This is a genomic window from Nocardioides sp. AN3, assembly GCF_054653495.1.
The window spans coordinates 220,024-245,633 of the sequence record NZ_BAAIGC010000001.1 but is presented as its reverse complement, the minus strand read 5'-3'; the positions used below and the strand labels follow the sequence as shown (position 1 = coordinate 245,633).

Genomic DNA, 25,610 nt, shown 5'->3' with positions numbered 1-25,610 from the left:
GCTGTTCAAACAGCCGCGTCGTAGGACGTCCTGGCGTCGGGCCGGGCCGATCGCCGGGGACGTCATGCGAGGTGGTCGTCCGAACAGCCGCGTCGTAGGACGTCCGGCGCGTCAGAGGATGTCGCCGGGGAGGTACGCCGCAGCCTCAGGATGCTGGGCAGCGACGTCCTCGATGCGGCGTACGACGGCCTGGACCTGGGCCACCGCGGCGCCGGTGAAGGCGATCGGCTCGGCGACGAGGCTGTCGAGCTGCTCCTGGGTGAGTCCCAGCCGGGGGTCGGCGGCGAGCTTGGCGAAGACGTCGTTCTCGGCCTGCCCCTGGCGCATCGCCAACGCGGTGCCGACCGCGGCCTCCTTGATCGCCTCGTGCGCGGACTCGCGCCCGACGCCGTTGCGCACGGCGGCCATGAGCACCTTCGTGGTGGCCAGGAACGGCAGGTAGCGGTCGAGCTCGCGCTGGATGACCGCGGGGAACGCGCCGAACTCGTCGAGCACGGTCAGGAACGTCTCGAACAGGCCGTCGGCGGCGAAGAACGCGTCGGGCAACGCCACCCGGCGCACGACCGAGTCGGAGACGTCGCCCTCGTTCCACTGGTCACCTGCGAGCTCGCCGACCATGCTCAGGTGGCCGCGGAGGATCACCGAGAGACCGTTGACGCGCTCGGCGGAGCGCGAGTTCATCTTGTGGGGCATGGCCGACGAGCCGACCTGGCCCTCCTTGAAGCCCTCGGTCACGAGCTCGTTGCCCGCCATCAGCCGGATCGTGGTCGCCAGGTTGGACGGGCCGGCGACCAGCTGCACCAGCGAGCTGACGACGTCGAGGTCGAGGGAGCGCGGGTAGACCTGGCCGACGCTCGTGAGGACCCGCTCGAAGCCGAGGTGCCGTGCCACCCGATCCTCGAGCTGGGCGAGCTTGTCCGCGTCGCCGTCGAGGAGGTCGAGCATGTCCTGTGCGGTGCCCATCGGCCCCTTGATGCCGCGCAGCGGGTAGCGGCTCAGCAGGCTCTCGATTCGGTCGAGCGCGACGAGCATCTCGTCGGCAACGGTGGCGAACCGCTTGCCGAGCGTCGTCGCCTGGGCGGCGACGTTGTGCGAACGACCGGCCATCACGGTCGTCTCGTGCTCGGCGGCGAGCCGGCCGAGGCGTGCGAGCGCGGCGACCGCGCGGTCGCGGACCAGCCGCAGGCTGCTGAGGATCTGCAGCTGCTCGACGTTCTCGGTGAGGTCGCGCGACGTCATGCCCTTGTGGATGTGCTCGTGGCCGGCGAGCGCCGAGAACTCCTCGATGCGCGCCTTCACGTCGTGCCGGGTGACCTTCTCACGGGCGGCGATGCTCGCCAGGTCGACGCCGTCCTCACCGAGGCCCGCGACCTTCTCGTAGGCCTCGATCACGCCGTCGGGAACGTCGATGCCGAGGTCGCGCTGAGCCTTCAGCACTGCGATCCAGAGCTGCCTCTCGAGCACGATCTTGTGCTCGGGGGACCAGATGCCGACGAGCTCGGCGGAGGCGTAGCGGGCAGCGAGAACATTGGGGACCGTCACGGTGCCCGATTCTCCCATGAGGCTCAGGCGCCGAAGACATCCTCGAAGCGGAGGTGGACGGTGCCGTGCTCTCTGACCTTCACCCGAGCCTCTGGCGTCTTCCGCTCCACAAGCGCGCGCGTCTCCCAGTAGCCGTCACCGGTGCTCTCGTAGACCTCCAGCGCTCTGGCGTCGAGATCCACGACCCAGTACTGCAAGGCGCCGCCCTCGGCGTACTCCCTGTTCTTCCGGACCAGATCCTCACGCCTGGTGCTCGGCGAGACCACCTCGACGACGACCACCGGCGGCTCGGACAAGTAGGCGACGTCCGGTGCAGGCGCCTCGACGAGCATGAGATCCGGCACGCGATGGCTACGACGCATCTTCCAACCGACCTCGGTCATCCCGTCCAAGCTCGGGAGCTCGTTCACGAGGAGCGCGCAGAGGCGATACACCGCCCTGCCGTGGGCGACGCGTGCGGGCGACATCAGGAAGACCGTCTCGCCGTCGACCCACTCGTGGCGTGGGCGGTCGGGAAGCTCCAGGAACTCCTCCCAGGACATGGGCACGCGCTTGAGCGGCTCCTCGACGGGCTCCGGTGTGTAGGTCCCCACCACGACTCCTTGGCTCGACACATCGACGCTCCTTCCATTCTGGCCCGAAGAGGGAAGACTCGCACGTGCCGCCGACGATCGTCGGCGGTCGTCCACAGGGCCGGAACAGGCTCAAAGCGCCGTCCACAGGGCCGGAACAGGCTCAGGAACAGGCGCCGAGGCGGCGCTCAGTCACCCAGGACGGAGGCCCCCTCCACGACGCCGAGCGGCTCGGCGGCGATGTCTGAGCGCCGCTGCATACCGTCGAAAAAGATCAGCTCCGCGGCCGCATACGCACGCGCGCGCGCATCGTCGACGTCGTACCCACGGGCGCGGACGGCGAGCACGCGACCGCCCGCCGTGACGAGGTGCTGGTGACCGGGGTCGCCGACCTCAGGCGCGTCGACGATCGCCGTCCCGGCGTGGATCACGTCGACGTCGTTGACCCCGTTGGCCGCACCCACGCCGCGGATCACGTCGCCCTTCGACGATGACTCCGGGTAGCCGGCCGAGGCGAGCACGACGGTGACGGCGGCCCCGTCTGCGAAGACGGGCGCCGGGACCGAGGCCAGCGAGCCGGTGGCAGCGGCCAGCAGCAGGTCGGCCAGCGAGGAGTCGAGCAGCGCCAGCACCGGCTGGATGTCGGGGTCCCCGAAGCGGCAGTTGAACTCGATGACGCGCGGTCCCGCGGCGGTGAGGGCGAGGCCGACGTACAGACACCCGACGAAAGGCGCCCCCCGCCGCGCCATCTCGTCGAGCGTGGGCTGCACGACCGTCTCCATCACCCGAGCCGCCAGGTCGGCCGGCGCCCACGGCAGCGGACTGTAGGCGCCCATCCCGCCCGTGTTCGGACCGCGGCCGCCGTCGTAGATCCGCTTGAAGTCCTGCGCCGGCTGCAGCGGGTAGGCGGTCGTGCCGTCGCAGACCGCGAAGAGCGACACCTCGGGCCCGGCCAGGAACTCCTCCACGACGACCCGCGCGCCACGGCCGCTCAGGCAGGAGGCGGCATGCGCGAGCGCCTCGGCCCGGTCGTTGGTGACGACGACGCCCTTGCCGGCAGCGAGCGCATCGTCCTTCACGACGTACGGCGCACCGAGCTCGTCCAGCGCGGCCGCCACCTGGTCAGACGTGGTGCAGGTGATCGCACGGGCGGTCGGCACCCCGGCCGCCGCCATGACCTCCTTGGAGAAGGCCTTGCTGCCCTCGAGCCGGGCGGCGGCAGCCGACGGCCCGAAGACGGGGACGCCCGCACCCCGCACGACGTCGGCGAGACCCGCCACCAGCGGAGCCTCGGGTCCGACGACGACGAGGTCGGCGCCGAGCTCGGTCGCGATAGCCGCGACGGCCGCGCCGTCGTCGATGTCGACCTCGCGCTGCGTGGCCACGGCCGCGATGCCCGGGTTCCCGGGAGCGGCGTACACCTCGCTGTCCTTCGCGAGCGCGAGGGCGAGCGCGTGCTCACGCCCGCCGGAGCCGATGACGAGGATCTTCACGGGCGATCACCCTAGTTGCAGGCGCCGGGGCGCCGTGCGCCCCGTCCCACGCCCCACCGTGGGCGGGACGCACAGCACTTGTCCGTTGCCCAGCGGCTCGAGCGGCAAAACCCCGCCACGCCGGGAAGCCCGATGCCGACCATGCCTGCCGGCTCAGCCGGCGACCGGCCTCAGGCCGGGAGCTCGATGACGAAGGTGGCCGGCACCTCGTACGACGCCTCGCCACCGTGCCGCCGGGCGATCTCGCGGACGAGGTAGAGCCCGAGTCCCGTCCCGCCGTGGGATCCGGCGGCGAACCGCTCGAAGAGCCGCGGGGCGAGGGCGTCGGGCACGCCGCCGCCGGCGTCGCACACGGCGATGCGTACGCCGTCCGGGGTGCGCGTGCCGACCACGCGGACCGGGCCTCGGCCGTGCCGCAGTGCGTTGTCCAGCAGGTTGTCGATCGCCTGGCCCAGCCGGGAGGGGTCGCCGGTGAACTCCGCCTCGTCGGACGTGACGCTGATCTCGGCGGCAGGGTCGGAGACCTTCACGCGCTCGACCGCGCTGTCGAGGACGGACCGCAACGAGAGCTCCTCCGGAAGGAGCGCGAGCGTGTCGGACTGCAGCCGCGACGCGACGCCGAGGTCGGCTGCCAGTCGGTGCAGGCGCCGGACGCTGGCCGAGATGGCGCCGAGGAGCCGGTTGCGCTGGTCGGCCTCGAGCTCGTCCCAGCGCTCGGTGAGCAGGAAGGCGGCGCCCTCCACCGCAGCAGTCGGCGAGCGCAGCTCGTGGGCCGTCACCGCGAGCAGGTGAGCCCGCTGCTCGACGGCCTCCCGATGCTCGGTCTGGTCGCGGGTGACCTTCGTGAAGCCGATGTGGCGACCGCTCGCGTCGTGCACCGCGGTGATGACGACGCTGGCCCAGAACCGGCTGCCGTCGCGCCGGATGCGCCAGCCCTCCTCGGAGTAGGATCCGTCGCGCAGCGCCAGCTCGAGGTTGCGCTCCGGGTGCCCGGCCGCCTGCTCGGCTTCCGGGTAGAAGACCCGGAAGTGCTGCCCGATGATCTCGCGGTACGGGTAGCCCTTGATCCGGCGGGCACCGGCGTTCCAGCTCATGACGTGGCCGGTCGGGTCGAGCATGAAGATGGCGTAGTCGCGAACGGTGGTCACCAGCAGCCGGAACCGCTCCTCGCTGCGACGCAGCTCCGCTTCGGCATGCCGCTGGGCGCTGATGTCCTCGACCTGGGCGAAGACGTAGAGCGGCTGGGCCTTGGAGTCGCGCACGGGTGCGAGCGTCACGCGGACCGTGCCGGGGTCGTCGCCGACCGGGATCGGGTGCTCGAAGCTGACGAGGTCCTGGCCCAGCTCGACGATCGAGGCGAGGCCGTCGTCGAGCAGGTCGCCGTGGCCGCGCATGAGCACGCCGTAGTCGACGCCGACGAGGTCCTCCGGCTCACACTCCATCAGTCCCGCGAGCGCCCGGTTGGCGCGGACCACGCTGCCGTTGAGCGTCAGGGTGGCCATCCCGATGGCGGCCTGCTCGAAGACCTCCCGGAAGCGCTCGAGGTGCTCGTCGAGGACCTCCTGGTCGGCGGTCTCATCCTGACGTCGGCCGTCCGCGGTGCCGACCACCCGCAGGCCGCCGCGCGGCGCGGGAACCGGTGGCCGGCCGCCGACCACCCGCCACAGCCGCTCGGGGAGCTCGCGGACCGGGGTGGACTTCTCGATGAAGTCGGCGGCGCCGCACTCCTGCGCCCGCTCGGCGAGCCCACGCTCCTCGAAGCCGGTGTAGATGACCACCTGGGTCTCCGGCGAGAGGGTGAGGATGGCGGGCAGCGCCTCCAGCCCGTCCATCGCCGGCATCGAGGTGTCGAGGAGCATCACCGCCGGCTGCAGGCGATAGGCGAGTGCGATCGCCTCGGCGCCGTCGGCACCCTCCCCGACGACCTCGAACAGCCCGGACGCCTCGAGGGCCGCCCGGACGATCGCGCGCACGTCCTCGGAGTCGTCGACGATGGCCAGAGTCGGCCGGCCGCCGGGCCCGTTCGGGTGCGTCACAACTCCCGACGGTAACCCCGCGCCCGGCGGCCCATGCGCTGCCTACACCAAGGGGTGGAGCACGATGCTCTGGTCGCGGGCGGGCCCGACCCCGATCACGGAGATGCGGGCACCGGAGAGCTCCTCGACACGCGTCACGTAGGCCTGGGCGTTGGCCGGCAGCTCGTCGAAGGTGCGCGCCCCTGAGATGTCCTCGGACCAGCCGGGGAGCTGTTCGAAGATCGGCTCGGCGTGGTGGAAGTCGGTCTGGTTGACCGGCATCTCGTCGTGGCGCACCCCGTCGACGTCGTAGGCGACGCAGACCGGCACCTGCTCGAGCCCGGTCAGCACGTCGAGCTTGGTGAGCACGAAGTCGGTGACGCCGTTGACGCGCGCGGCGTAGCGGGCGATGACGGCGTCGTACCACCCGCAGCGCCGCGGGCGACCGGTGGTGGTGCCGTACTCCCACCCCGCCTTGCGCAGGAACTCGCCGTTCTCGTCGTGCAGCTCGGTCGGGAACGGCCCCTCGCCGACGCGCGTGGTGTAGGCCTTCACGATGCCGATCACCTGCGTCAGCCGAGACGGCGCGATCCCGGAGCCGGTGCAGGCGCCTCCAGCGGTCGCGCTGCTCGAGGTCACGAAGGGGTAGGTGCCGTGGTCGACGTCGAGCAGCGTCGCCTGCCCGGCCTCGAGGAGGACGTTCTCGCCGCGCTCCAAGGCCTCGTGGAGCAGCAGGCCGGTGTCGCAGACGTACGGCGCCAGCCGGTCGGCGTACTGCACGAGGTCCTCGACGATCGCGTCGACGGTGAACCCGCGGCGGTTGTAGACCTTGGTCAGCAGCTGGTTCTTCAGCTCGAGTGCGTTCTCGACCTTGCTGTGCAGGATCTTCTCGTCGAAGAGGTCCTGGATGCGGATGCCGATCCGGTTCATCTTGTCGGCGTACGTCGGGCCGATGCCGCGACCGGTCGTGCCGATGCGGCGGGAGCCGAGGAAGCGCTCGGTCACCTTGTCGAGCTGCCGGTTGTAGTCGGCGATGACGTGGGCGCTCGCGCTCACCTTCAGCGCGGAGGTGTCGATGCCGCGCTCCTCGAGGCCGTCGATCTCGGTGAAGAGGACGCTGAGATCGATGACGACGCCGTTGCCGATGACGGGCGTGCAGCCCGGTGTCAGGATGCCCGAGGGCAGCAGGTGGAGGGCGTACTTCTCGCTGGTGCCGTCCTCCTGCGTGATGACGACGGTGTGGCCGGCGTTGTTCCCGCCGTTGAACTTGACGACGTAGTCGACCGAGCTGCCGAGCAGGTCGGTCGCCTTGCCCTTCCCCTCGTCGCCCCACTGGGCTCCGATGATGGCGATCGCGGGCATCTCTCACTCCTTCGCGATGGACGGAGTCCCTCCGCCTCGCGGCGGCTGCTCAACGCACCTGATTGTTCACTTCAGCATGCAAGAAGCCCCGGCAAGACACCGGGGCTCTTGCGCCCAAAGGTTAATGGAGCGTGACGGCTGAGGCCAACCCGCCGACTCGCAGTGCCGGCTCACAGGCCGACTCACAGCCATCCCCGACGGGCCGCCTCCACCCCCGCCTGGAAGCGTGAGGTGGCCTCGAGCTCGGTCATGAGGTCGGCCACCCGACGGCGGACGGTGCGCAGGGACAGGCCGAGCCGGCGGGCGATCTGCTCGTCCTGGGCACCCGAGGCCAGCTGCTCGAGCAGGAAGCGCCGCGACTCGGAGGGGGCAGCGGGCTCGTCGAGCGGCGCGGACCTCGACCAGACATGGTCGAAGTAGAGCGTGGCCAGCTCGACCAGGCCGCGCTGGCGCACCATCACCCGTGGAGAGGACGCGAGGCCGAGGGGCTCCGGGACGATCACATGGGTGCCCTCCAGGACGATCATCCTCGTCGGCAGCTCAGGGTGGAGGCGCACGTGCTCGCCGATCTGCAGCCGATGTCGCACCACCGCCGGCGCCTCGCTCAGCACCCGGACCGGATAGATCGCCCGACACCGCCGGCCCGCCGCGACCGCCTCGGCGATGGGCTCGGCCAGCTGGTCCTCATAGGGAAGGGCCCATTGGTCCGGCCGGAGCAGGAGGATCTCGCCGGCCGTCTGCCGGATCAGGCCACGCAGCTCGTCCGGGCCGAGGTTGTCGAGGATGAGCTCACCGTCCAAGGGCTCCGCCTCGGCGGCAGCCCGCTCCTGACCTCGCACGCCGGCTCCCGCGAGGAACGGCAGCGCCGCGGCGATGTCCTGCAGCCGCTGGTGTGCCCGCGCCGCGCTGCCGGCCGTCTCGGTGATCGCACGGCTGACGGTCTCCGCCGGCCCCATCACGTCGACCCGGTCGCCGACGATCGTCACCACCCCGTAGTCGACGAGCGGCTGGAGCCGCGTCAGCAGGGTCGCGACCGGCATCTCGAAGTCCTCGGCCAGCTCGGCCAGGGTCTGGCCCGACTTGTGGACGAGCCGCTCGTAGAGCCGACCGGAGGGACGCCCGAGCCCCAGCGCACTCATGAGTGTCTCGCCGCCCGTCGCCACGGTGGCACTTTAGTGCCACTGGCCCACCCCGGCCGCCCGGTGCGGCTCCGATCCGGTCCGCTAGCGTGGGGCGCCGATCCCGGACTCCACCAGCGCAGGAGAAGCATGTCCACCGAACCCACCGACTGGGTCACCCGCGCCGCCGACGACGCGGTGCGTCACGCCGGGCCAGGGGTGACGCAGGGTGATCCCGTGACCGTCGCCTCGGGCGCCAGCCCGTCGGGACCGATCCACCTGGGCAACCTGCGCGAGTTCCTCACCCCGCACTTCGTCGCCGAGGAGCTTCGGCGGCGTGGCGTCGCGGTCCGCCACCTGCACAGCTGGGACGACTACGACCGCTTCCGGAAGGTGCCGGCGGGCGTGCCCGCGGAGTGGGCCACGCACATAGGCCGGCCGCTCACCGCCGTGCCCGACCCGTGGGAGTGCCACGACTCCTGGGCCGCGCACTACAAGGCGCCGCTCGAGGCCGCGCTCGCCGAGATGGGGGTCGAGATCGAGGCGGTCAGCCAGACCGAGCGCTACCGCGCCGGCGCCTACCGCGAGCAGGTGCTGCACGCCGTCCGCAACCGCGACCGCATCGAGACGGTCCTGGCTCGCTACCGCACGAAGGCCGCCGCGCCCGTTGCTGAGAACGACCAGGAGGCAGAGGCGCTCGCCGACTCCGTCACCTCCGAGGACGAGGACGTCGCCGCCGGAGACCTCGGGCGGTTCCCCTTCAAGCCCTACTGCCGCGACTGCGGCCGGGACACGACCACCATCACGTCGTACGACGACGAGACGACCGACCTCGCCTACCACTGCAACGCCTGCTCCTACGACGGGGTCACCAACCTCGCGACGCAGGACGAGGGCAAGCTGGTGTGGAAGGTCGACTGGCCGATGCGGTGGGCCTACGAGGGCGTGGACTTCGAGCCGGGCGGCCTGGACCACTCGACGCCCGGGTCGTCCTACACGGTCGGCAAGGAGCTCGTGAAGGAGATCTTCGGCGGCCGCGCGCCGTCGTACGTCGCCTATGCCTTCGTCGGCTTCGCCGGCATGCAGAAGATGTCGTCCTCCGCGGGCGGCGTGCCGACCGCGGCCGACGCGCTGCGCGTGCTCGAGGCGCCGATGCTGCGCTGGCTCTATGTGCGCCGGCAGCCGAAGCAGGCCTTCAACATCGACTTCGGGCCCGAGGTCGTCCGGCTCTACGACGAGTGGGACGCGCTGACGAGGAAGGCCGCCGACCCTGCCAAGCGCGATGCCCAGGTGCTCGCCTACGAGCGCGCCGTGGCCACCGCGTCGGCGGGCGTGCTGCCCCGGCCGCGCGTGACGGTGCCGTTCCGACTGCTCTCGTCCGTCGCGGACGTCACCGCCGGCTCACCCGAGCTGATCTCGCGTGTCGTGACGGAGTCCGGCTACGCCCACGACGGCGTCGCCGACCTCGAGCCTCGGCTCTCGAAGGCCGCGACCTGGATGACCGAGTACGTCCCGGACACCGACCGGACCACGGTGCGCACCTCGCCGTCGCCCCGGCTCGCCACGCTCACCGAGGAGGAGGCGGGTTGGCTGCGGACGCTGCTCACCGCGCTGCCGGCCTCCTTCGAGCTCGAGCCGGTCACGTCCGTGATCTACGGCGTGCCGAAGCTGACCCGCGGGATGGCACTCGACGACGCGCCGACCGACGAGGTGAAGGCGGACCAGAAGGCGTTCTTCAAGCTGCTCTACAACCTCCTCGCCGACGCCGACCGCGGCCCCCGGCTCCCCACGCTCTTCCTTGCGCTCGGGCCCGAGACGGTGCGGACGCTCCTCACGCCGGCCTGACCTCAGAGGCAACTTCTGTCACATCGCCCAGGGAACTCCGGAACTTCAGGGGCTCCATGGCGGCTGGGAAGTTCCGGAGTCCCCGGTGAACCGGGGACTCCGGCCCGGGCCGCGCCTCAGCCGAGCAGCTCGTCGTACGCCGTGGGGCTGCTGTCGCGCAGGAATGACGAGCAGCGGTCCCACTCGTCGGTCTCACCGATCTCGCGGGCCGCCTGGGCAAGCAGCGCGAGGCAGATGAGGAAGCCACGGTTCGGCTCGTGCTCCCACGGGACGGGGCCGTGGCCCTTCCAGCCGTTGCGACGCAGCAGGTCGAGGGACCGGTGGTAGCCGACCCGCGCGTAGGCGTACAGCGTGACGTCGGTGGCTCCCGAGTCGCGGGCCTCCGTGGCCAGCGCGGCCCACGCGGAGGGCGAGGCGGGATGGCGGCGTACGACGTCCACGGGCTGAGCCCCGCCGTCCAGCTCCGCGGTCGCCGGGTCGTCGGGCAGGTGGGTGGGCGGTGGTCCCGCCATCAGGTCAGTGCCGATACTCATGGCGTCATTGTCCCCGCCTTGGTGTTCACTACCTAGGTGACCTCGATATCGACACCGCAGCAGGCGCCGACGGACGTGCGCCCCTGGCCGGCGCTGTTCGCGCTGGTGCTGGGCTTCTTCATGATCCTGGTGGATCTGACCATCGTCACGGTGGCGACGCCCACGATCATCGAGAAGCTCGACGCGAGCGTCAACCAGGTCGTCTGGGTCTCGAGCGCCTACATGCTGGCCTACGCCGTGCCCGTGCTCATCACCGGTCGTCTGGGCGACCGCTTCGGCTCGAAGTACCTCTACCTTGCAGGGCTGAGCGTCTTCACGCTCGCCTCGCTGTGGTGCGGTCTGACGAGCACCATCGAGATGCTCATCGTCGCCCGAGTGGTGCAGGGGCTCGGCGCGTCCATGATGACGCCGCAGACGATGGCCATCATCACCCGCATCTTCCCCGCCGCTCAACGCGGCGCGGCGATGGCGGTGTGGGGTGCCACCGCCGGCGTGGCCATGGTCGTGGGGCCCATCCTCGGCGGCGTCCTGACCGACGGTCTGGGCTGGGAGTGGATCTTCTTCGTCAACATCCCGGTCGGCATCCTCGGCTTCGTGCTGGCCTGGCGGCTCGTGCCCGCCTTGCCGACCCACGAGCACTCCTTCGACTGGCTCGGCGTCGCCCTCTCGGGCATCGGCCTCTTCCTGCTCGCCTTCGGCATCCAGGAGGGCCACGACAAGCACTGGGCTCCGTGGATCATCGCGATGATCGTGGGCGGCATCGTCGTGCTCGGGCTCTTCGTCCTCTGGCAGGCGCGCAACAAGCGTGAGCCGCTGGTCCCGCTCGGCCTCTTCCGCGACCGCAACTTCTCCGTGTCGAACGTCGCGATCTCGGTGATGGGGGCCGTCGCGGCCTCCTTCGGCTACCCCCTGATGCTCTACGCCCAGGCGGTGCGCGGCTACAGCCCGACCGAGGCCGCGCTCCTGCTCGTGCCGATGGCGATCATGTCGATCATCCTCGCCAAGCTGGTGGGCAACCTGACCGACCGGGTCCATCCGCGGATCATCATGGGCTTCGGCTTCGGCGCGAGCTTCGTGGGCATGCTGATGCTGGCGCTCCTGATCGACCCCGCCGCACAGGTCTGGGCGCTCGCCGTCGCGATGGTCATCGTCGGCGTCGGCAACGCCTTCATCTGGGCGCCGACGGCCGCCACGGCGACCCGCAACCTGCCGATGCAGTTCGCGGGCGCTGGAGCGGGCGTCTACAACGCGACCCGCCAGGTCGGCTCCGTGATCGGGTCCGCGGCGATCGCGGTCCTCATGTCCGCCCGGCTGGCAGCGCTCCTGCCGGGGGCGAGCGCCCACGGCGACGCCGGTGCGGCGAAGATCCCGGATCCGCACGTCGCGTCGCTGTTCTCCGATGCGATGAAGGACTCGATGCTGCTGCCGACGTTCCTCTACGTCATCGGGTTCATCGCGGTCATGTTCTACGAGGCGCCCAAGCACGCCGGCTACGGGGGCCACAGCGCGGCACCCGCCGAGGCGGCTCAGGCTCCGGCTACTCCGGCTACTCCGGCTACTCCGGCTACTCCGGCTGCTCCGGCTGCTCCGGCTGCTCCGGCTGCTCCGGCAGAGTCAGCCGGCCACTGACGCGCCAACGCCACTGACCCCGGGACGTCATACGCCTCGGTCGCTGAAGCGACCGAGGCGTATGACGTTGCTGCGGATGGATCAGCCGATGCTCTGTCCGGCGGAGCCGAGGTGCTGGGTCCCCTCGATGACGCGCGCGGCCATCCCGGCCTCTGCAGCCTTGCCCCACGCGCGCGGGTCGTAGGCCTTCTTGTCGCCGACCTCGCCGTCGATCTTGAGGACGCCGTCGTACTTGCGCAACATGTGGTCGGCCACCGGCCGCGTGAAGGCATACTGCGTGTCGGTGTCGATGTTCATCTTCACCACGCCGTACGACACGGCGGCGGCGATCTCCTCCGCGGAGGACCCCGACCCGCCGTGGAACACCAGGTTGAACGGCTTGGAGCCCTCGGCAAGACCGAGCTTCGCCGCGACCGCCGCCTGGGCGTCGCGCAGGATCTCGGGGCGCAGCTTGACGTTGCCCGGCTTGTAGACGCCGTGCACGTTGCCGAACGTGAGAGCGGTCAGGTAGACGCCCTTGTCTCCGGTGCCGAGCGCCTCGACCGTGGCGACCGCGTCCTCCGGGGTGGAGTAGAGCTTCTCGTCGATCGCGCCGACGATGCCGTCCTCCTCGCCGCCGACGACGCCGACCTCGATCTCGAGGACGACCTTCGCCCGGGCCGCCTTCTCGAGCAGCTCCTCGGCGATCTGGAGGTTCTCCTCGAGCGGAACGGCGGAGCCGTCCCACATGTGCGACTGGAAGAGCGGGGCCTCGCCGCGTCCGACGCGCTCGACAGAGAGGTCGAGCAGCGGACGGACGAAGCCGTCCAGCTTGTCCTTGGGGCAGTGGTCGGTGTGCAACGCGATGTTGACCGGGTAGGACTTGGCCACCTCGGCGGCGTATGCCGCGAAGGCGACGGATCCGGCGACCATGTTCTTGATGGTCGGTCCCGACAGATACTCCGCACCGCCCGTCGAGATCTGCACGATGCCGTCGGAGCCGGCCTCGGCGAACCCGGCCAGCGCGGCGTTGAGCGTCTGCGAGGACGTCACGTTGATGGCGGGGAAGGCGAAGCCCTTCTCCTTGGCGGTGGCCAGCATCTCGGCGTACTTCTCGGGGGTGGCGATGGGCATGCGGCGGTCTCCTGACACGGACGGCGGGTCGGCTCCGGCCAATCTAGGGCCGCGCACCGCACCCGGTCACCGCCGGGCTCGATTGGCACGTTCCAAGAGGCGTGAGAACGACCACGTGTGCCGCAGGTGATCCGGCGGCGCGCGAGGCATCCACCGCGCGGCTGGGTACGTGGCCCGCATGCGCTACCTGGTGGTGGCCTCGCCCGCGGCGGGGAACACGGACGACTCCCACCTCACCGCTGCCCTCGACGTGCTCGGTCGGGACGCCGACGTGGAGCGGGCGGAGAGCGGCTCGGACGAGGAGCTTCAGGAGGTGCTCGACCGAGTCGACGGCCGGACGCTCGTCGTCGCGGGTGGCGACGGGAGCCTGCACGCCGTCATCCAGGCGCTGCACCGCCGGGGCGAGCTCGCGACGACCACGCTCGGGCTGATCCCACTCGGGACCGGCAACGACTTCGCCCGCGCCCTCGGCGTGCCGCTCGATCCGGCAGAGGCCGCGCAGGCGCTCCGCTCAGGCTCGGCGCAGCCGCTCGACCTCCTGGTCGACGACGACGGCGGGGTGGTGGTCAACAGCGTCCACGCCGGAGCGGGCGCGGCCGCCGCACGGGCGGCCGAGCGCTGGAAGAGCCGCCTGGGCCGGCTCGGGTACGTCGTCGGAGCGCTCTCCACCTCCTTCGATCCCCCCACCGTCCGCGTGCGCGTCACGGTCGACGGCGACCTCGTCCACGATGGACGACTCCTCCAGGTGGCGGTCGGCAACGGGGTGTACGTCGGCGGCGGCACCGCGCTCACGCCTGAAGCCGACCCCACTGACGGACAGGCGGACATCCTCGTCGCCCGTCCGGCCCACGGCTGGGCCTACGTCGCCTATGCAGCCGGCCTCCTCGTCGGACGCCACCATCTTCGCGAGGACGTGAGCACCTGCCGCGGCCGCGTCGTCGAGGTCACCGGCGAGAGGTTCTGGTGCAGCGTCGACGGAGAGCTGACCGGGCCGCACCATGCGCGACGATGGCGGGTCGAGCGGGCGGCGTACTCGCTGGTGCGCTGATCGCCGCTCGGTCCGCTGACCGGCGTTCGGCTTGCCGTGCAGTGGCCGCGCTCGGACTGCTCGACCAGGACGCCGGCACGCGGCCCTTCGCTGCGCCAGATCGGCGCGACACGCCGGCGTCGTCGGCGTGTCGGGCGGGTCAGGCGCAGCGGGCGGCCTCAGGACAAGCAGAGTCCGGGCACGCCCACTGGCTCCGGCGATCGGCCTCAGCCGCGCCAGGCCTCGTCCGACGACAGGTCGGCGTGCTCACGGATCCACGTGTGCATGGCAATCGCAGCGGCGGACGAGGCGTTGATGGACCGGGTCGACCCGAACTGGGCGATCGAGAACGTCCCGTCACACACCTCTCGCGCCGCCTCGGACAGGCCTGGCCCCTCCTGTCCGAAGAGGAAGCAGACGTCATGCGGGACCGCCATGGTCTCCAGGTGCAGTGCGCCGGGGAGGTTGTCGATGCCGAGCAGCCGCACCGGGCCCTCGGGCAGGCTGTGCAGATAGGACGCCAGATCGGGGACAGACGCGTGGTGCCTGATGTGCTGGTAGCGGTCGGTCACCATCGCTCCACGGCGGTTCCATCTGCGGTTGCCGACGATGTGCACCTCGGCCGCGAGGAAGGCGTTGGCCGTCCGCACGATCGTGCCGATGTTGAAGTCGTGCTGCCAGTTCTCGATGGCGACGTGGAACCCGTGCCGACGGGTGTCGAGGTCGGCGACGATCGCCTCCAGGGACCAGTACCGGTAGCGGTCGACGACGTTGCGTCGATCACCGTCCGCGAGCAGCGTCGGGTCATAGCGCGAGTCGTCGGGCCACTCCCCCGGCCACGGCCCCACCCCGACCTCCACCGGGCCGTGGGGCATCGGGTCGTACGGCGCGCGGACGGTCTCCGCGTCGATCTCACTCATCCGTATGTTCCCGTCGTCATCTCATCTTCACGCTCTGACGTCTAGGGTGCGAGTGTGCACGATCTTCTCGTCCAGGCCATCGGCGCCCACGACCTGACTCAGTGGCTGAGCCCGGACTACCTGCTCCACCAGTTCGGTGCGGCCCTGTTCTGGGTCGGCATCGTCGTCCTCTTCATCGAGTGCGGCCTGCTCTTCCCGTTCCTGCCGGGCGACACGCTGCTCTTCGCGATGGGCCTGTTCATCGCCGAGGGCAAGGTCGACATCATCCCCGGGGGCCACTTCGTCGACCTCGTGTTCGCCCTGGTCGTCTACACGGCCGCGGCGTTCGCCGGCAACGTCACGGGCTACTTCATCGGCGAGAAGATCGGTCCGGCGATCTACGAGCGCAACGGCAGGATCGTCAAGCGCGAGTACCTCGACCAGACCTCGGACTTCTTCGACAGACACGGTCACACCGCGCTCGTCGCCGGCCGGTTCGTCCCCTTCGTCCGCACCTACATCACGCTCGTCGCGGGCGTGACCCAGATGAGGAAGCACGTCTTCTTCGTCTGGAGCTTCATCGGTGCGGTGGCCTGGGTCGTGTCGCTGATGCTGATCGGCTACATCCTCGGCCGGTCCTTCCCGGGGCTCGGCAAGTACATCGACCTGGTCACCTACGGCCTGCTGGCGCTGACGGTGCTCGTGCTCGTCTTCGAGTGGCTGCGCAAGCGCCGCGAGCAGCCCGCGACGGCCCGCGACGCCGAGACGAGCTCCGAGCCCGGCCACACGCGAAACTGAGGTATCTGGCGATCCGGCCCTAGTCGGCCGGCGAGTCACGGGTTTACGTTGAGCGACAGCCCTCACCAGGGCGACCCAACTCAACATCTCGGAAACTCGCCGAAGGGATCCTTCATGCGTTTACTCTCGCTGGCGGCTGCTGCCGGATCGGCAGCGCTCGCGGCAACCTCCTTCACGACCGCATCGCTGACGGCCACGGTCACGGCCCTCCCGGTCACCCCGCTCGCGGCCCAGGCACCCGAGTCCGCCTTCACGGACGCCGCCAGTGCCACCGACCCGATCGCCTGCCGTCGGCCTGCCCCTGACAACCGCGTGTCGACCACCATCCACTGCTACACGCCGAACGACATCCGCGCCTTCTACGGACTCCCGTCACTCACGGCCGACACGACAGATGGCGCGGGGCAGACGATCGTGCTGGCCGACTCCTACGGAAGCCCGACGGCGGCGCAGGACCTCGCCTTCTTCGCTCAGACCTTCGGCGGTCCGAGCCCCGACTTCGAGGCTGTCTTCCCACTCGGACAGCCCGGCTACAAGGACCCGCCCGGCAACGGCTCCGGCACCTCCGGCCCGACGGCCGCCGCCGGTTGGGCGGACGAGGCGACGCTCGACATCGAGTGGGCCTACGCGATCGCGCCGAAGGCCCACATCGTCCTCCTGGCCACTCCCCCGGCCGAGACGCAGGGCGTGCAGGGGCTGCCCAACCTGATGAAGGCCCTCGACTGGGCGATCGGCCGCTACCCGGCCGGCACGGTCTTCTCGATGTCGTTCGGGACCAGCGAGGAGGCCTTCGCCTCCCCCGCCGCCGCCAAGAACGCCTTCGCCCGCTATGACCAGACCTTCATCCGCGGCCAGGCCAAGCACGACACGTTCTTCTCCTCCTCCGGCGACGACGGCAGCACCGGCGTCGAGCGCGCCCACCACCAGACCGCGACAGTCGACCACCCGTCGGTGAGCTATCCCAACGTCTCGCCGTACGTCACCTCCGTCGGCGGCACCCAGGTCCAGTCGAACTGGACGTGGAACCCCACCTCCGACGTGCCCTTCAACCCGGACGGCTCCCGAGCCGCCGCCTACTGGGCTTGGACTCCGGGCGGCAGCAGCGAGGCCGTCTGGAACGAGACGTGGGGCCCGATCGGCACCGGTGGCGGCAGGTCGAGCGTCTACGGGCGGCCGGCGTACCAGAACGGCGTGGCCGGCGTCGTCGGTGACCACCGAGGCGTCCCGGACGTCGCGTGGAACGCCGCGGTCAACGGCGGGGTCCTGGTGTTCCACAGCTACTTCCCCCGGGCCAAGGGTGGCCCCGCGTGGGGTGTCTTCGGCGGCACCTCGGCCTCCTCGCCCCAGGTCGCGGCGCTCACGGCGATCGGCAACCAGGCCAGGGCTGCCCTCGGCAAGCCGGGGATCGGCGACCTGAACTCGGTGATCTATGGAAGCGGCTTCGACCGCGCAGCCGCGTTCTCCGACGTCGTGGCGCACACCTACGGCACGGCCGCGAGCGGCGTCCTCGACGACAACCAGATGTGGGAGTACGCCGCCGACGGCAGCGTGCACCCCGGTCCGATCGCCGGCATGGCGACCACGCCCGGCTACGACCTCACCACCGGGTGGGGCTCACCGAAGGCCGCCGGGTACGTCGCCCAGCTGGCCGCTCACTAGGAACGAGGTCCGGCGTCGGCGCGTGCCGGCGCCGGACCTGCCTTCTCACGAGCCGACGCTGTCAGGAGCCGACGCGGTCAGGAGCTGACGGCGTCGAGCTCGGCACGCGTGAGCACCGAGCGGATCTCCAGCTCGACGTCGCGCAACGACTCGCCGGGCTCCGGCGACCGGTCGATCGCGCACACGACGGTGTCGATGACGGCGCCGGCAGGACGAAGGGCGTTCACGGCGTCACGAACGGCGCCGCCCGACGTGATGACGTCCTCGATGAGCGTGACCCGCTTGCCGTCGAACGCCGGCCCCTCCGCGAGCTTGGCGGTGCCGTACTCCTTCGCCTTCTTGCGGATGAAGATGACCGGGATGCCCGTCTTCGCGCTCACCATGGTGGCGATCGGGATGCCGCCCATCTCCAAGCCGCCGAGCAGCTCGGTGCCCTCGGGCAGGAGGTCGACCATCCGGGCGGCGACCCTGTCCAGCAGCGCAGGCTGCGCCTCGAAGAGGTACTTGTCGAAGTAGGTGTCGGACACCTGCCCCGACCGGAGCGTGAACTCCCCGTGCAGGCGACAGGTCGCGTCGATGTCGGCGGCGAGGGTGGCGTCAGGAGTCTGGGCGTCGGTCACGGGCGCCAAGAGTAGTGAGTCAGGGGTTCGGCGGCGAAGTGTCGGAGCCGCCCGCCATGATGGGCGCACCATGACTCGCTGGAGCCTCGGGGCCGTCGAGAGGCTCGCCCCTGACGCCTCGTCGCTGGCCGCTGCCCGCAAGCTGGCCACGCCGGGTCCCTGGTCGGACGCCGGCAGCACCGAGACGCTCGTGTGGGGCAAGTGTCAGGGCTCGGGCAAGGTGCCCTACCAGGTGTCGGTCGACCTGGCCGGGCCGGCGTACCGCTGCAGCTGCCCCAGCCGGAAGCACCCCTGCAAGCACGCGCTCGCGCTGCTGTTGCTGTGGGTCCGCTCCGACGGGGCCATCGTCGACGCGACGGAGGCGGCCGGCTTCGCGGGTGACTGGGCCGCCGAGCGCGCCGACCGCGCCGCGGCGGCCGCCGCGAAGGCAGCAGCTGCGCCGAAGGAGGTCGATCCGGAGGCACGAGCCCGCCGCCTCGACGAGCGGATGGCGACGATGAGCGCGGGGATCGACGACTTCGGTCGCTGGCTGGCCGACCTCGTCCGCGGCGGGCTGGCGGCCGCCCGTCGCCATCCGTGGTCATGGTGGGATGCGACGGCCGCACGACTGGTGGATGCCCAGCTGCCCGGGCTGGCCGACCAGCTGCGGGAGATGGGCGGCCAGGTGAGCGCGCGGCCGGACTGGACCGAGCACCTGCTGATCGAGACCGGCCGATGGTGGACGGCGGCGCAGGCCTGGCGTCGCTGGGACGACCTCGATGACGACACGCGGGGCGACCTGCGTGTCTTCCTGGGCTGGGCGCAGTCGCGCGAGGAGGTGATCGGGCGCGGGACGACCGGCGGGCACTGGCAGGTCCTCGGCGCCCACCGCACCGACGACGGCCGCCTCCAGCAGCAGCGCACCTGGCTGCGCCACACGGAGACGGGCGAGACGGTGCAGGTGCTCGACTTCGCGGCCGGACGAGCACCTCTTCCCGTCGCGCACCTGGTCGGCTCCGTGCTGGAGGCGGAGATCGCCCGCTACCCCGGCCGGGGGCCGCGCCGGGCCGCCTTCGCCGGCGAGCCCATCGCAGTCGACCAGGGCGCGGTCGACCAGGGCGCGGCCCTGCCGGGCGGCATCACTCTCACCTCGGCGATGGAGCAGCTGGCCGCGACATGGACGGCCAACCCGTGGGCGCAGCGCGTGCCGGTCACCGTCACGGCATCCTTGCGTCCGGCCACGCCGGACCGACCGGCGCTGGCCGTGGACGCCGATGGGCGGAGCGTTCCCCTGCTCGTCGACGACCCCTGGGAGCTGCTGGCGCGCACGGGGGGCCACCTGACGCGGGTCTTCGGAGAGCTGGAGGCGGCCGGCTTCCGCCCACTGACGGCGACGGGGGTGGCGTGATGGGGCACCAGTGGTGGACCGACACCACGACCGTGGCCCTGCTGGGCACGGGGCGCCGGCCCCCGGTCGCGCTGCCCGACGAGCTGGCGGTCGCGCCTCGCGAGGGCGCAGGCGCGGAGGAGCGCGTCCTCGACGCCGCCGCGCTGGGCGGCATGCTGCAGCGCGCCGGACGGCCGCTGTCGTCGTACGACGTCGAGGCCCCCGCTCCCCCCGACGCGTGGCCGCCCGCGCCCGACCGCGCCGTCCATCTCCTCCAGCTCCTTCTCGGCCAACCGCCGATCGGCACCCGTCTGGCTCCGGCGGCCCTCGCCCGGTGGCTCGCTGTCGCCGCCGAGCGAGAGCGCCGGGTCCCGCACGCGGAGCTGCCGTCGCTGCTCACCGCCGCGACCACGTCGCCCGAGCTCAGGCCGGCCGTCGCGGCCGTTGCTGACTCGCGCGGGCGGTGGCTGGCGGCGGCCAACCCCGCCTGGGCGTGGCTCGATGCCGCCGACACGCCGACACCTGCCGGGGCCGCGGACGAGGCCGACGCGACAACGGAGGAAGGCCCGCAGGCAGCCGCCGACTGGGCGCGGATGCCGACCGCGGCGCGTCTCACCCTGCTCGCCTCGATGCGCCGCTCTCATCCTGCGGCCGCCCGAGCGCTGATCGAGTCCACCTGGTCGACCGAGTCGGCCCGCGACCGGCCCCTCCTGCTCGGCGCCCTCCAGGACGGGCTCACGCTCGAGGACGAGGAGCTCCTCGAGCGCGCCCTCGACGACCGTGCGGCCGGCGTCCGCACCGTGGCACAGAAGCTGCTCGACCGTCTCCCCGGCTCCGCACGCGCGGAGCGCATGGCCCAACGGCTGCGCTCGGTCGTCCAGATGCGGGGCAAGCTGCGCCGGAGCCTGGAGATCGAGCTGCCGACCAGTCCCGACGCGGCCGCGGTGCGCGACGGCCTCGGCAAGAAGCCCGCCGGCCGGCAGTCCGAGCGGGCCTACTGGCTCGAGCAGCTGGCCGCCGGTGCGCCGCTCGAGGTCTGGACGGACATCACCGGACGCAGTCCTCGCGAGACCTGGCGGATGATCCACGAGGCGAGCAAGGATGCGCGCGGCGGTGTCATGCGTGCCGCGATGGCACGCCGCGACGTCGACTGGCTGCGTGGGATGGTGGCGGAGGGTGGCGGCGGCGCGCTGCTGAAGTTCCTTCCTCCGCAGGACTGCGCCGCACTCGTCGTGGCGCGCAAGCAGCGCATCCCGGCGTACGAGCTGCCCGAGGTGCTCGCCCAGCTGCCCCGGCCCTGGAGCGCCGAGGTCGCCGAGGCCGTGCTCGACCGCGTCGCCGCCGAGAAGGAGCCCGCGGGCCTGCTCGGCACCCTGCTGCCCATGCTCGCCGAGGAGCTGCCGCCGGCCGCCCTGCCGCGCCTCCAGCGGTGGGCGCGGGCCGACGACGCGCCGCGCGTGCTCGGCGACCTCGTCCAGTTCCTGAGCTTCGTCCCTGCGATCCCGGAGGCCTTCGGATGACCGACACCCAGATCCTGCGCGAGCACGCGGAGCAGGAGTACGCCGCCGAGCTGGCCGCGCTGGCCGACGCCGACGACCGGCCCCGACCGCCCCGCTGGCGACTGTCGCCGTGGGCCGTCACGACCTACCTGCTGGGCGGCACGCTGGCCGACGGCGTGGTCGTCACGCCGAAGTACGTCGGCTCCCGCCGCCTCATCGAGATCGCGGTCGCCTCGCTCGCAACCGATCGCGCGCTTCTCCTGCTCGGCGTCCCCGGCACCGCCAAGACATGGGTCGGCGAGCACCTCGCCGCGGCTGTCAGCGGTGACTCGACCCTCGTCGTGCAGGGGACCGCCGGCACCCCCGAGGAGTCGCTGCGCTACGGCTGGAACTATGCGCGCCTGCTCGCCGAGGGCCCCTCGCGCGCCGCCCTGGTGCCGAGTCCCGTCATGCGCGCGATGGAGACCGGGGCGCTGGTCCGCATCGAGGAGCTGACCCGCATCCCGGCCGACGTGCAGGACGCGCTGATCTCGATCCTGTCGGAGAAGACGCTGCCCATCCCCGAGCTCGACGACGAGGTGCAAGCCGCGCAGGGGTTCAACGTCATCGCCACCGCGAACAACCGCGACAAGGGCGTCAACGACCTCTCCTCGGCGCTCAAGCGCCGCTTCAACACGGTGGTCCTCCCCCTCCCCGACTCGCTCGAGGACGAGGTGGAGATCGTGCGCACCAGGGTCGCCTCGATCGGCCGCTCGCTCGAGCTGCCCGACGACCTGGCGGCCACCTCCGAGATCGAGCGGGTCGTGACCATCTTCCGCGAGCTGAGGGGCGGCATGACGCTCAACCAGCGCAGCACGGTCAGGTCGCCGTCCGCGACCCTGTCGACCGCCGAGGCCATCTCGGTGATGACCAACGGCGTGGCACTGGCGGCGCACTTCGGCGACGGCGTGGTGCGCGCGGCCGACGTCGCCGCGGGGCTCACCGGCGCCATCGTGAAGGACCCCGTGCAGGACCAGCTGGTCTGGCAGGAGTATCTCGAGACCGTCGTCAAGGACCGGCCTGAGTGGGCCGATCTCTACCGCGCCTGCCGCGAGCTCGCCTGAGCGATGTCATCGGTGGAGATCCTCGGCGTCCGTCACCACGGACCGGGCTCGGCCCGGTCCGTGCTCGGCGCGCTCGAGGAGCTCACCCCCGACCTCGTCGTCATCGAAGGGCCGCCCGAGCTCGACGCCCTCCTGCCGTGGGTGGCCGACCCCGCACTCGTGCCTCCGGTCGCCGGGCTCGTCTACGCAATCGACGACCCCCGGCGCTCCTCCTTCTACCCGCTCGCGAGCTTCTCCCCGGAATGGGTCGCCCTGCGGTGGGCGGCGGATGCGGGTGTGCCGGTGAGGTTCGCCGACCTGCCGGCCGTCCACGCGCTGGCTGCCGAGCAGGACTACACACCCGGTCCTGTCGACCCGATCGCAACGCTGGCCTCGACCGCGGGATACGACGACCCCGAGCGCTGGTGGGAGGACGCCGTCGAGCACCGAGCGACCAGCTCGCTGGCCCAGTTCGGGCTGCTGAGGGAGGCGATGGCCGCCGTACGCTCCGGGGACGACGACGGCGAGGACGACCTGCGCCGCGAGGCGGCGATGCGCCGCGTGCTCCGGGCGGCGCGCAAGGAGGGGTTCGAGCGGGTCGCCGTCGTGTGCGGCGCGTTCCACGCCCCGGCTCTGGACCCGGCGTCCTGGCCGAGTGTGGCGACCGACAACGCCCGGCTGACCAAGCTGCCGAGGACGAAGGTCGCGGTCACCTGGGCACCCTGGACGGCCGGCCGCCTGGCGCTCACGAGCGGGTACGGCGCCGGCGTCCGGTCCCCCGGCTGGTATCAGCACCTCTTCGCAACCCAGGACCCCGCCGACGTCGTGCCCGGCTGGCTGACCCGGGTGGCCCGCCGGCTGCGCGCGGAGGGACTCGGGGCAGCGCCGGCCACCGTCGTCGAGGCGGTGCGCCTCGCCGATGCCCTGGCGGCGGTGCGCGGCCGCCCGTCGGTGGGGCTGCGTGAGGTGACCGACGCCGCACAGACCGTGCTGTGCGAGGGGTCGGCGGTGCCGCTCGAGCTCATCGACCGCACGCTCGTGATCGGGGAGGAGCTGGGCCGGGTCCCCGACTCGGTCCCGCTGGTGCCGCTCGCCCAGGACCTCGCCCGCCTCCAGCGCTCGCTGCGGCTCAAGCCCTCCCCCACGGTAGAGACGCTCGTGCTCGACCTGCGCAAGGAGTCCCATCGCGAGCGCTCCCTGCTGCTGCACCGGCTCGACCTGCTGGGGATCGACTGGGGCGTCCCCACGGACGCCGGGCGGACGACGGGCACGTTCAAGGAGGCCTGGGAGCTCGAATGGCGCCCCGAGTTCGCCGTGCGGCTCATCGAGGCGGGCCTGCACGGCACCACGGTCGTCGCGGCAGCCGAGACGCTTCTGACCGAGCGGGCCGCGGAGACGACGACGCTCGCCGCGCTGGGCGCCCTGATCGAGCAGGCTCTGGTGGCCGACCTGCCGCAGGCCCTCACCGCTGGCGTCGACGCACTGGCGGCACAGACGGCGCACCAGCACGACACGCAGGCCCTGCTCGAGGCGGTCGAGCCGCTGGCGCGGACGCAGCGCTACGGCGACGTACGTCGCGCGGACACCTCACGCGTGCGGGAGGTGCTCGAGGTCATCGTGGTCCGGGCCGCCGTCGAGCTCCGTGCCGCCTGCGCCGCGCTCGACGACGACGCGGCCGCCGGCATGCGCACGGCTCTCGATGGTGCACACCGCGGCGTGACGCTGGTCGATGCGGAGTCCGACCGCTGGATCGAGGCGGTCGCAGCCGTCGCCGCTGACGACCGCATCCACGGCCTGGTCGCCGGTCGGGCGAACCGGATCCTGCTCGACGCCGGCACCCTCACCTCCGAGGAGGCCGGTCGCCGCCTCTCCCGCCACCTCTCGCTCGGCGCCGCGCCCGCCGCGGGTGCCGCGTGGCTCGACGGTTTCTTGGAGGGAGAGGCCCTGCTCCTCCTCCACGACCCCCTGCTGCTCGGCCTCGTGGACACCTGGCTCGGCGGGGTCGACGAGACGACGTTCGAGGATCTGCTGCCGCTGGTGCGCCGGACCTTCTCGCGGTTCCAGCCCGCCGAGCGGCGCCAGATCGGCAAGCGGGTCCGCCGCCTCGACGGCGCCGGCGCCGCCGCAGGAGCCGAGGCGACGCTGAACGCGCTCGACCTGGAGCGTGCGCTGCCGGCCGTCCACGCCGTGGCCCGTCTCCTCGGACTGGAGGTGAGGACGTGAGTCCCGACCTGGACCCTGACCTGACCGGCAGCACGGACCCGGCCGACCGCACCCGCGATCGGCCGACCCGCTGGCGGCTCGTGCTCGGCGAGCCGGCCGAGGCGCCCGGCACGTCAGGCACGTCGTTGAGCCAGGCGGACCAGACGCGCGACGACGCACTCGCGGCGCTCTACGACGGCGAGCGCCGCGACGGACTCGGCTCCTCCTCACCGAAGGTGGCCCGTTGGCTGGGCGACATCCGAACCTACTTCCCGACCAGCGTCGTGTCGGTGATGCAGGCCGACGCGATGGACCGGCTCGGCTTGCGCCAGCTCCTGCTCGAGCCCGAGACCATGGGCGCCGTCCAACCCGACCTCGACCTGGTCACGACGCTCGTCGGCCTCAACCGCGTGATCCCCGAGCACAGTCGCGAGACGGCGCGTGCCGTGGTCCGTGTGGTGACCGACGAGCTGGAGGAGCGGCTGCACGACGCCACCGTGCAGGCGGTGACCGGCGCCCTCGACCGTGCCTCCAGGACCGGGCGGCCGAAGCCGCGCGACATCGACTGGCGGCGCACGATCGGTGCCAACCTGCGCCACTACCTGCCCGAGCAGCGGACCGTCGTCCCGGAGCGGCTCGTCGGCTTCGCGCGCCGGACCCGGCAGACCCAACGGCGGATCATCCTCTGCATCGACCAGTCCGGCTCGATGGCCGAGTCCGTCGTCTACGCGTCCGTCTTCGGCGCCGTGTTGGCCTCCCTGCGGTCGGTCTCGACGCACCTGGTCGCGTTCGACACCTCGGTGGTCGACCTCAGCGAGGACCTGGATGACCCGGTCGACGTGCTCTTCGGCGTCCAGCTCGGCGGCGGCACGGACATCAACCAGGCGATCGCCTACTGCCAGAACCTGATCGAGCAGCCGGGCGAGACGGTGTTCGTGCTCATCAGCGACCTCTTCGAGGGCGGCGTCGCCGAGGAGATGCTCCGACGCGCGCACGCGATCGTCGACTCCGGGGCCGTGATGGTGGCGCTTCTGGCGCTCAGTGACTCCGGCGCGCCCGCCTACGACAAGGACAACGCCGCGGCGCTCACCGCTCTCGGCGTTCCCGCGTTCGCCTGCACGCCGGACCTCTTCGGCGACCTGATGGCGGCCGCGATCCAGCGCGAGGACCTCGCCGGCTGGGCAGCCGGCCGCGACATCCTGGTGACGGGAACCGACGAGCGTGAGTGACGCCCGC

20 protein-coding genes are annotated in these 25,610 nt (G+C 71.8%); 10 read left to right on the top strand and 10 right to left on the bottom strand.

What is annotated here, in order from left to right:
- Window positions 1-111: 111 nt before the first annotated feature.
- The 6 genes from purB to ACYQ1K_RS01060 all read right to left on the bottom strand — a co-directional run bounded on the left by purB (window position 112) and on the right by ACYQ1K_RS01060 (window position 8,147).
- Entirely contained in the window at window positions 112-1,542 is a 1,431-nt protein-coding gene (gene purB, locus ACYQ1K_RS01085; protein WP_459980580.1) for an adenylosuccinate lyase, read from the bottom strand.
- A gap of 23 nt (window positions 1,543-1,565) precedes the next feature.
- Entirely contained in the window at window positions 1,566-2,231 is a 666-nt protein-coding gene (locus ACYQ1K_RS01080; RefSeq protein ID WP_459980578.1) for a Uma2 family endonuclease, read from the bottom strand.
- A gap of 71 nt (window positions 2,232-2,302) precedes the next feature.
- A complete protein-coding gene (purD, locus tag ACYQ1K_RS01075) occupies window positions 2,303-3,607 on the bottom strand; it encodes a phosphoribosylamine--glycine ligase (protein ID WP_459980576.1) in 1,305 nt (434 codons plus the stop codon).
- Between the two features lie 170 nt (window positions 3,608-3,777).
- Window positions 3,778-5,643, bottom strand: coding sequence for a PAS domain S-box protein (locus tag ACYQ1K_RS01070; RefSeq protein WP_459980574.1), 1,866 nt, complete (start codon window positions 5,641-5,643; stop codon window positions 3,778-3,780).
- A 42-nt stretch (window positions 5,644-5,685) separates the two neighbouring features.
- A complete protein-coding gene (locus tag ACYQ1K_RS01065) occupies window positions 5,686-6,984 on the bottom strand; it encodes an adenylosuccinate synthase (RefSeq protein WP_459980573.1) in 1,299 nt (432 codons plus the stop codon).
- A 182-nt stretch (window positions 6,985-7,166) separates the two neighbouring features.
- Window positions 7,167-8,147: a LuxR C-terminal-related transcriptional regulator gene (locus ACYQ1K_RS01060; protein ID WP_459980571.1), complete on the bottom strand. Its 981-nt coding sequence runs from the start codon at window positions 8,145-8,147 to the stop codon at window positions 7,167-7,169.
- A gap of 105 nt (window positions 8,148-8,252) precedes the next feature.
- Between ACYQ1K_RS01060 and lysS the strand changes: the two genes are divergently transcribed.
- The gene (gene lysS / locus ACYQ1K_RS01055; RefSeq protein WP_459980569.1) at window positions 8,253-9,947 is read left to right on the top strand and encodes a lysine--tRNA ligase; all 1,695 of its coding nucleotides are present in this window, start codon (window positions 8,253-8,255) and stop codon (window positions 9,945-9,947) included.
- Between the two features lie 116 nt (window positions 9,948-10,063).
- On the opposite strand, the gene ACYQ1K_RS01050 is transcribed toward lysS, so the two are convergent.
- Complete coding sequence (locus tag ACYQ1K_RS01050) at window positions 10,064-10,480, bottom strand: DUF3151 domain-containing protein (protein WP_459980567.1); 417 nt, start codon at window positions 10,478-10,480, stop codon at window positions 10,064-10,066.
- 36 nt (window positions 10,481-10,516) lie between these two features.
- On the opposite strand from ACYQ1K_RS01050, the gene ACYQ1K_RS01045 reads away from it, so the two are divergent.
- Window positions 10,517-12,109, top strand: a complete 1,593-nt coding sequence (locus tag ACYQ1K_RS01045) for a DHA2 family efflux MFS transporter permease subunit (RefSeq protein ID WP_459980566.1) — start codon at window positions 10,517-10,519, stop codon at window positions 12,107-12,109.
- An 81-nt stretch (window positions 12,110-12,190) separates the two neighbouring features.
- On the opposite strand, the gene fbaA is transcribed toward ACYQ1K_RS01045, so the two are convergent.
- A complete protein-coding gene (gene fbaA / locus ACYQ1K_RS01040; protein WP_459980564.1) occupies window positions 12,191-13,222 on the bottom strand; it encodes a class II fructose-bisphosphate aldolase in 1,032 nt (343 codons plus the stop codon).
- 178 nt (window positions 13,223-13,400) lie between these two features.
- Between fbaA and ACYQ1K_RS01035 the strand changes: the two genes are divergently transcribed.
- Window positions 13,401-14,270 carry a diacylglycerol/lipid kinase family protein gene (locus tag ACYQ1K_RS01035; protein WP_459980562.1) on the top strand — a complete coding sequence of 290 codons (870 nt, stop codon included), beginning with the start codon at window positions 13,401-13,403 and terminating at the stop codon, window positions 14,268-14,270.
- A 206-nt stretch (window positions 14,271-14,476) separates the two neighbouring features.
- On the opposite strand, the gene ACYQ1K_RS01030 is transcribed toward ACYQ1K_RS01035, so the two are convergent.
- The gene (locus tag ACYQ1K_RS01030) at window positions 14,477-15,169 is read right to left on the bottom strand and encodes a TrmH family RNA methyltransferase (protein WP_459980561.1); all 693 of its coding nucleotides are present in this window, start codon (window positions 15,167-15,169) and stop codon (window positions 14,477-14,479) included.
- 54 nt (window positions 15,170-15,223) lie between these two features.
- On the opposite strand from ACYQ1K_RS01030, the gene ACYQ1K_RS01025 reads away from it, so the two are divergent.
- Both ACYQ1K_RS01025 and ACYQ1K_RS01020 read left to right on the top strand, forming a co-directional pair.
- Entirely contained in the window at window positions 15,224-15,946 is a 723-nt protein-coding gene (locus tag ACYQ1K_RS01025; RefSeq protein ID WP_459980559.1) for a DedA family protein, read from the top strand.
- A 114-nt stretch (window positions 15,947-16,060) separates the two neighbouring features.
- A complete protein-coding gene (locus ACYQ1K_RS01020) occupies window positions 16,061-17,605 on the top strand; it encodes a S53 family peptidase (protein WP_459980558.1) in 1,545 nt (514 codons plus the stop codon).
- 77 nt (window positions 17,606-17,682) lie between these two features.
- Here ACYQ1K_RS01020 and pyrE read toward each other — a convergent pair whose 3' ends face one another.
- Window positions 17,683-18,225 carry an orotate phosphoribosyltransferase gene (pyrE, locus tag ACYQ1K_RS01015; protein WP_459980556.1) on the bottom strand — a complete coding sequence of 181 codons (543 nt, stop codon included), beginning with the start codon at window positions 18,223-18,225 and terminating at the stop codon, window positions 17,683-17,685.
- 70 nt (window positions 18,226-18,295) lie between these two features.
- On the opposite strand from pyrE, the gene ACYQ1K_RS01010 reads away from it, so the two are divergent.
- The 5 genes from ACYQ1K_RS01010 to ACYQ1K_RS00990 are packed head-to-tail and all read left to right on the top strand — an operon-like array spanning window position 18,296 to window position 25,603.
- Window positions 18,296-19,612, top strand: a complete 1,317-nt coding sequence (locus ACYQ1K_RS01010) for an SWIM zinc finger family protein (RefSeq protein ID WP_459980554.1) — start codon at window positions 18,296-18,298, stop codon at window positions 19,610-19,612.
- Window positions 19,612-21,111 carry a DUF5691 domain-containing protein gene (locus ACYQ1K_RS01005; RefSeq protein ID WP_459980552.1) on the top strand — a complete coding sequence of 500 codons (1,500 nt, stop codon included), beginning with the start codon at window positions 19,612-19,614 and terminating at the stop codon, window positions 21,109-21,111. Before ACYQ1K_RS01010 ends, ACYQ1K_RS01005 begins: the two co-directional genes overlap by 1 nt.
- Window positions 21,108-22,193 carry an ATP-binding protein gene (locus tag ACYQ1K_RS01000; protein WP_459980550.1) on the top strand — a complete coding sequence of 362 codons (1,086 nt, stop codon included), beginning with the start codon at window positions 21,108-21,110 and terminating at the stop codon, window positions 22,191-22,193. Before ACYQ1K_RS01005 ends, ACYQ1K_RS01000 begins: the two co-directional genes overlap by 4 nt.
- A gap of 3 nt (window positions 22,194-22,196) precedes the next feature.
- Window positions 22,197-24,395 carry a DUF5682 family protein gene (locus tag ACYQ1K_RS00995; protein ID WP_459980549.1) on the top strand — a complete coding sequence of 733 codons (2,199 nt, stop codon included), beginning with the start codon at window positions 22,197-22,199 and terminating at the stop codon, window positions 24,393-24,395.
- The gene (locus ACYQ1K_RS00990) at window positions 24,392-25,603 is read left to right on the top strand and encodes a VWA domain-containing protein (protein WP_459980547.1); all 1,212 of its coding nucleotides are present in this window, start codon (window positions 24,392-24,394) and stop codon (window positions 25,601-25,603) included. Before ACYQ1K_RS00995 ends, ACYQ1K_RS00990 begins: the two co-directional genes overlap by 4 nt.
- Window positions 25,604-25,610: the final 7 nt, after the last annotated feature.

What these genes read in the sequence shown, in the direction of transcription:
- ACYQ1K_RS01000 (WP_459980550.1), top strand. Translation starts at nt 21,108, where the DNA reads ATGACCGACACCCAGATCCTGCGCGAGCACGCGGAGCAGGAGTACGCC.
- ACYQ1K_RS01005 (WP_459980552.1), top strand. Translation starts at nt 19,612, where the DNA reads ATGGGGCACCAGTGGTGGACCGACACCACGACCGTGGCCCTGCTGGGC.
- ACYQ1K_RS01020 (WP_459980558.1), top strand. Translation starts at nt 16,061, where the DNA reads ATGCGTTTACTCTCGCTGGCGGCTGCTGCCGGATCGGCAGCGCTCGCG.
- ACYQ1K_RS00995 (WP_459980549.1), top strand. Translation starts at nt 22,197, where the DNA reads ATGTCATCGGTGGAGATCCTCGGCGTCCGTCACCACGGACCGGGCTCG.
- lysS (WP_459980569.1), top strand. Translation starts at nt 8,253, where the DNA reads ATGTCCACCGAACCCACCGACTGGGTCACCCGCGCCGCCGACGACGCG.
- ACYQ1K_RS01050 (WP_459980567.1), bottom strand. Translation starts at nt 10,480, where the DNA reads ATGAGTATCGGCACTGACCTGATGGCGGGACCACCGCCCACCCACCTG.
- ACYQ1K_RS01065 (WP_459980573.1), bottom strand. Translation starts at nt 6,984, where the DNA reads ATGCCCGCGATCGCCATCATCGGAGCCCAGTGGGGCGACGAGGGGAAG.
- fbaA (WP_459980564.1), bottom strand. Translation starts at nt 13,222, where the DNA reads ATGCCCATCGCCACCCCCGAGAAGTACGCCGAGATGCTGGCCACCGCC.
- ACYQ1K_RS01030 (WP_459980561.1), bottom strand. Translation starts at nt 15,169, where the DNA reads ATGAGTGAGATCGACGCGGAGACCGTCCGCGCGCCGTACGACCCGATG.
- ACYQ1K_RS01035 (WP_459980562.1), top strand. Translation starts at nt 13,401, where the DNA reads ATGCGCTACCTGGTGGTGGCCTCGCCCGCGGCGGGGAACACGGACGAC.
- ACYQ1K_RS01010 (WP_459980554.1), top strand. Translation starts at nt 18,296, where the DNA reads ATGACTCGCTGGAGCCTCGGGGCCGTCGAGAGGCTCGCCCCTGACGCC.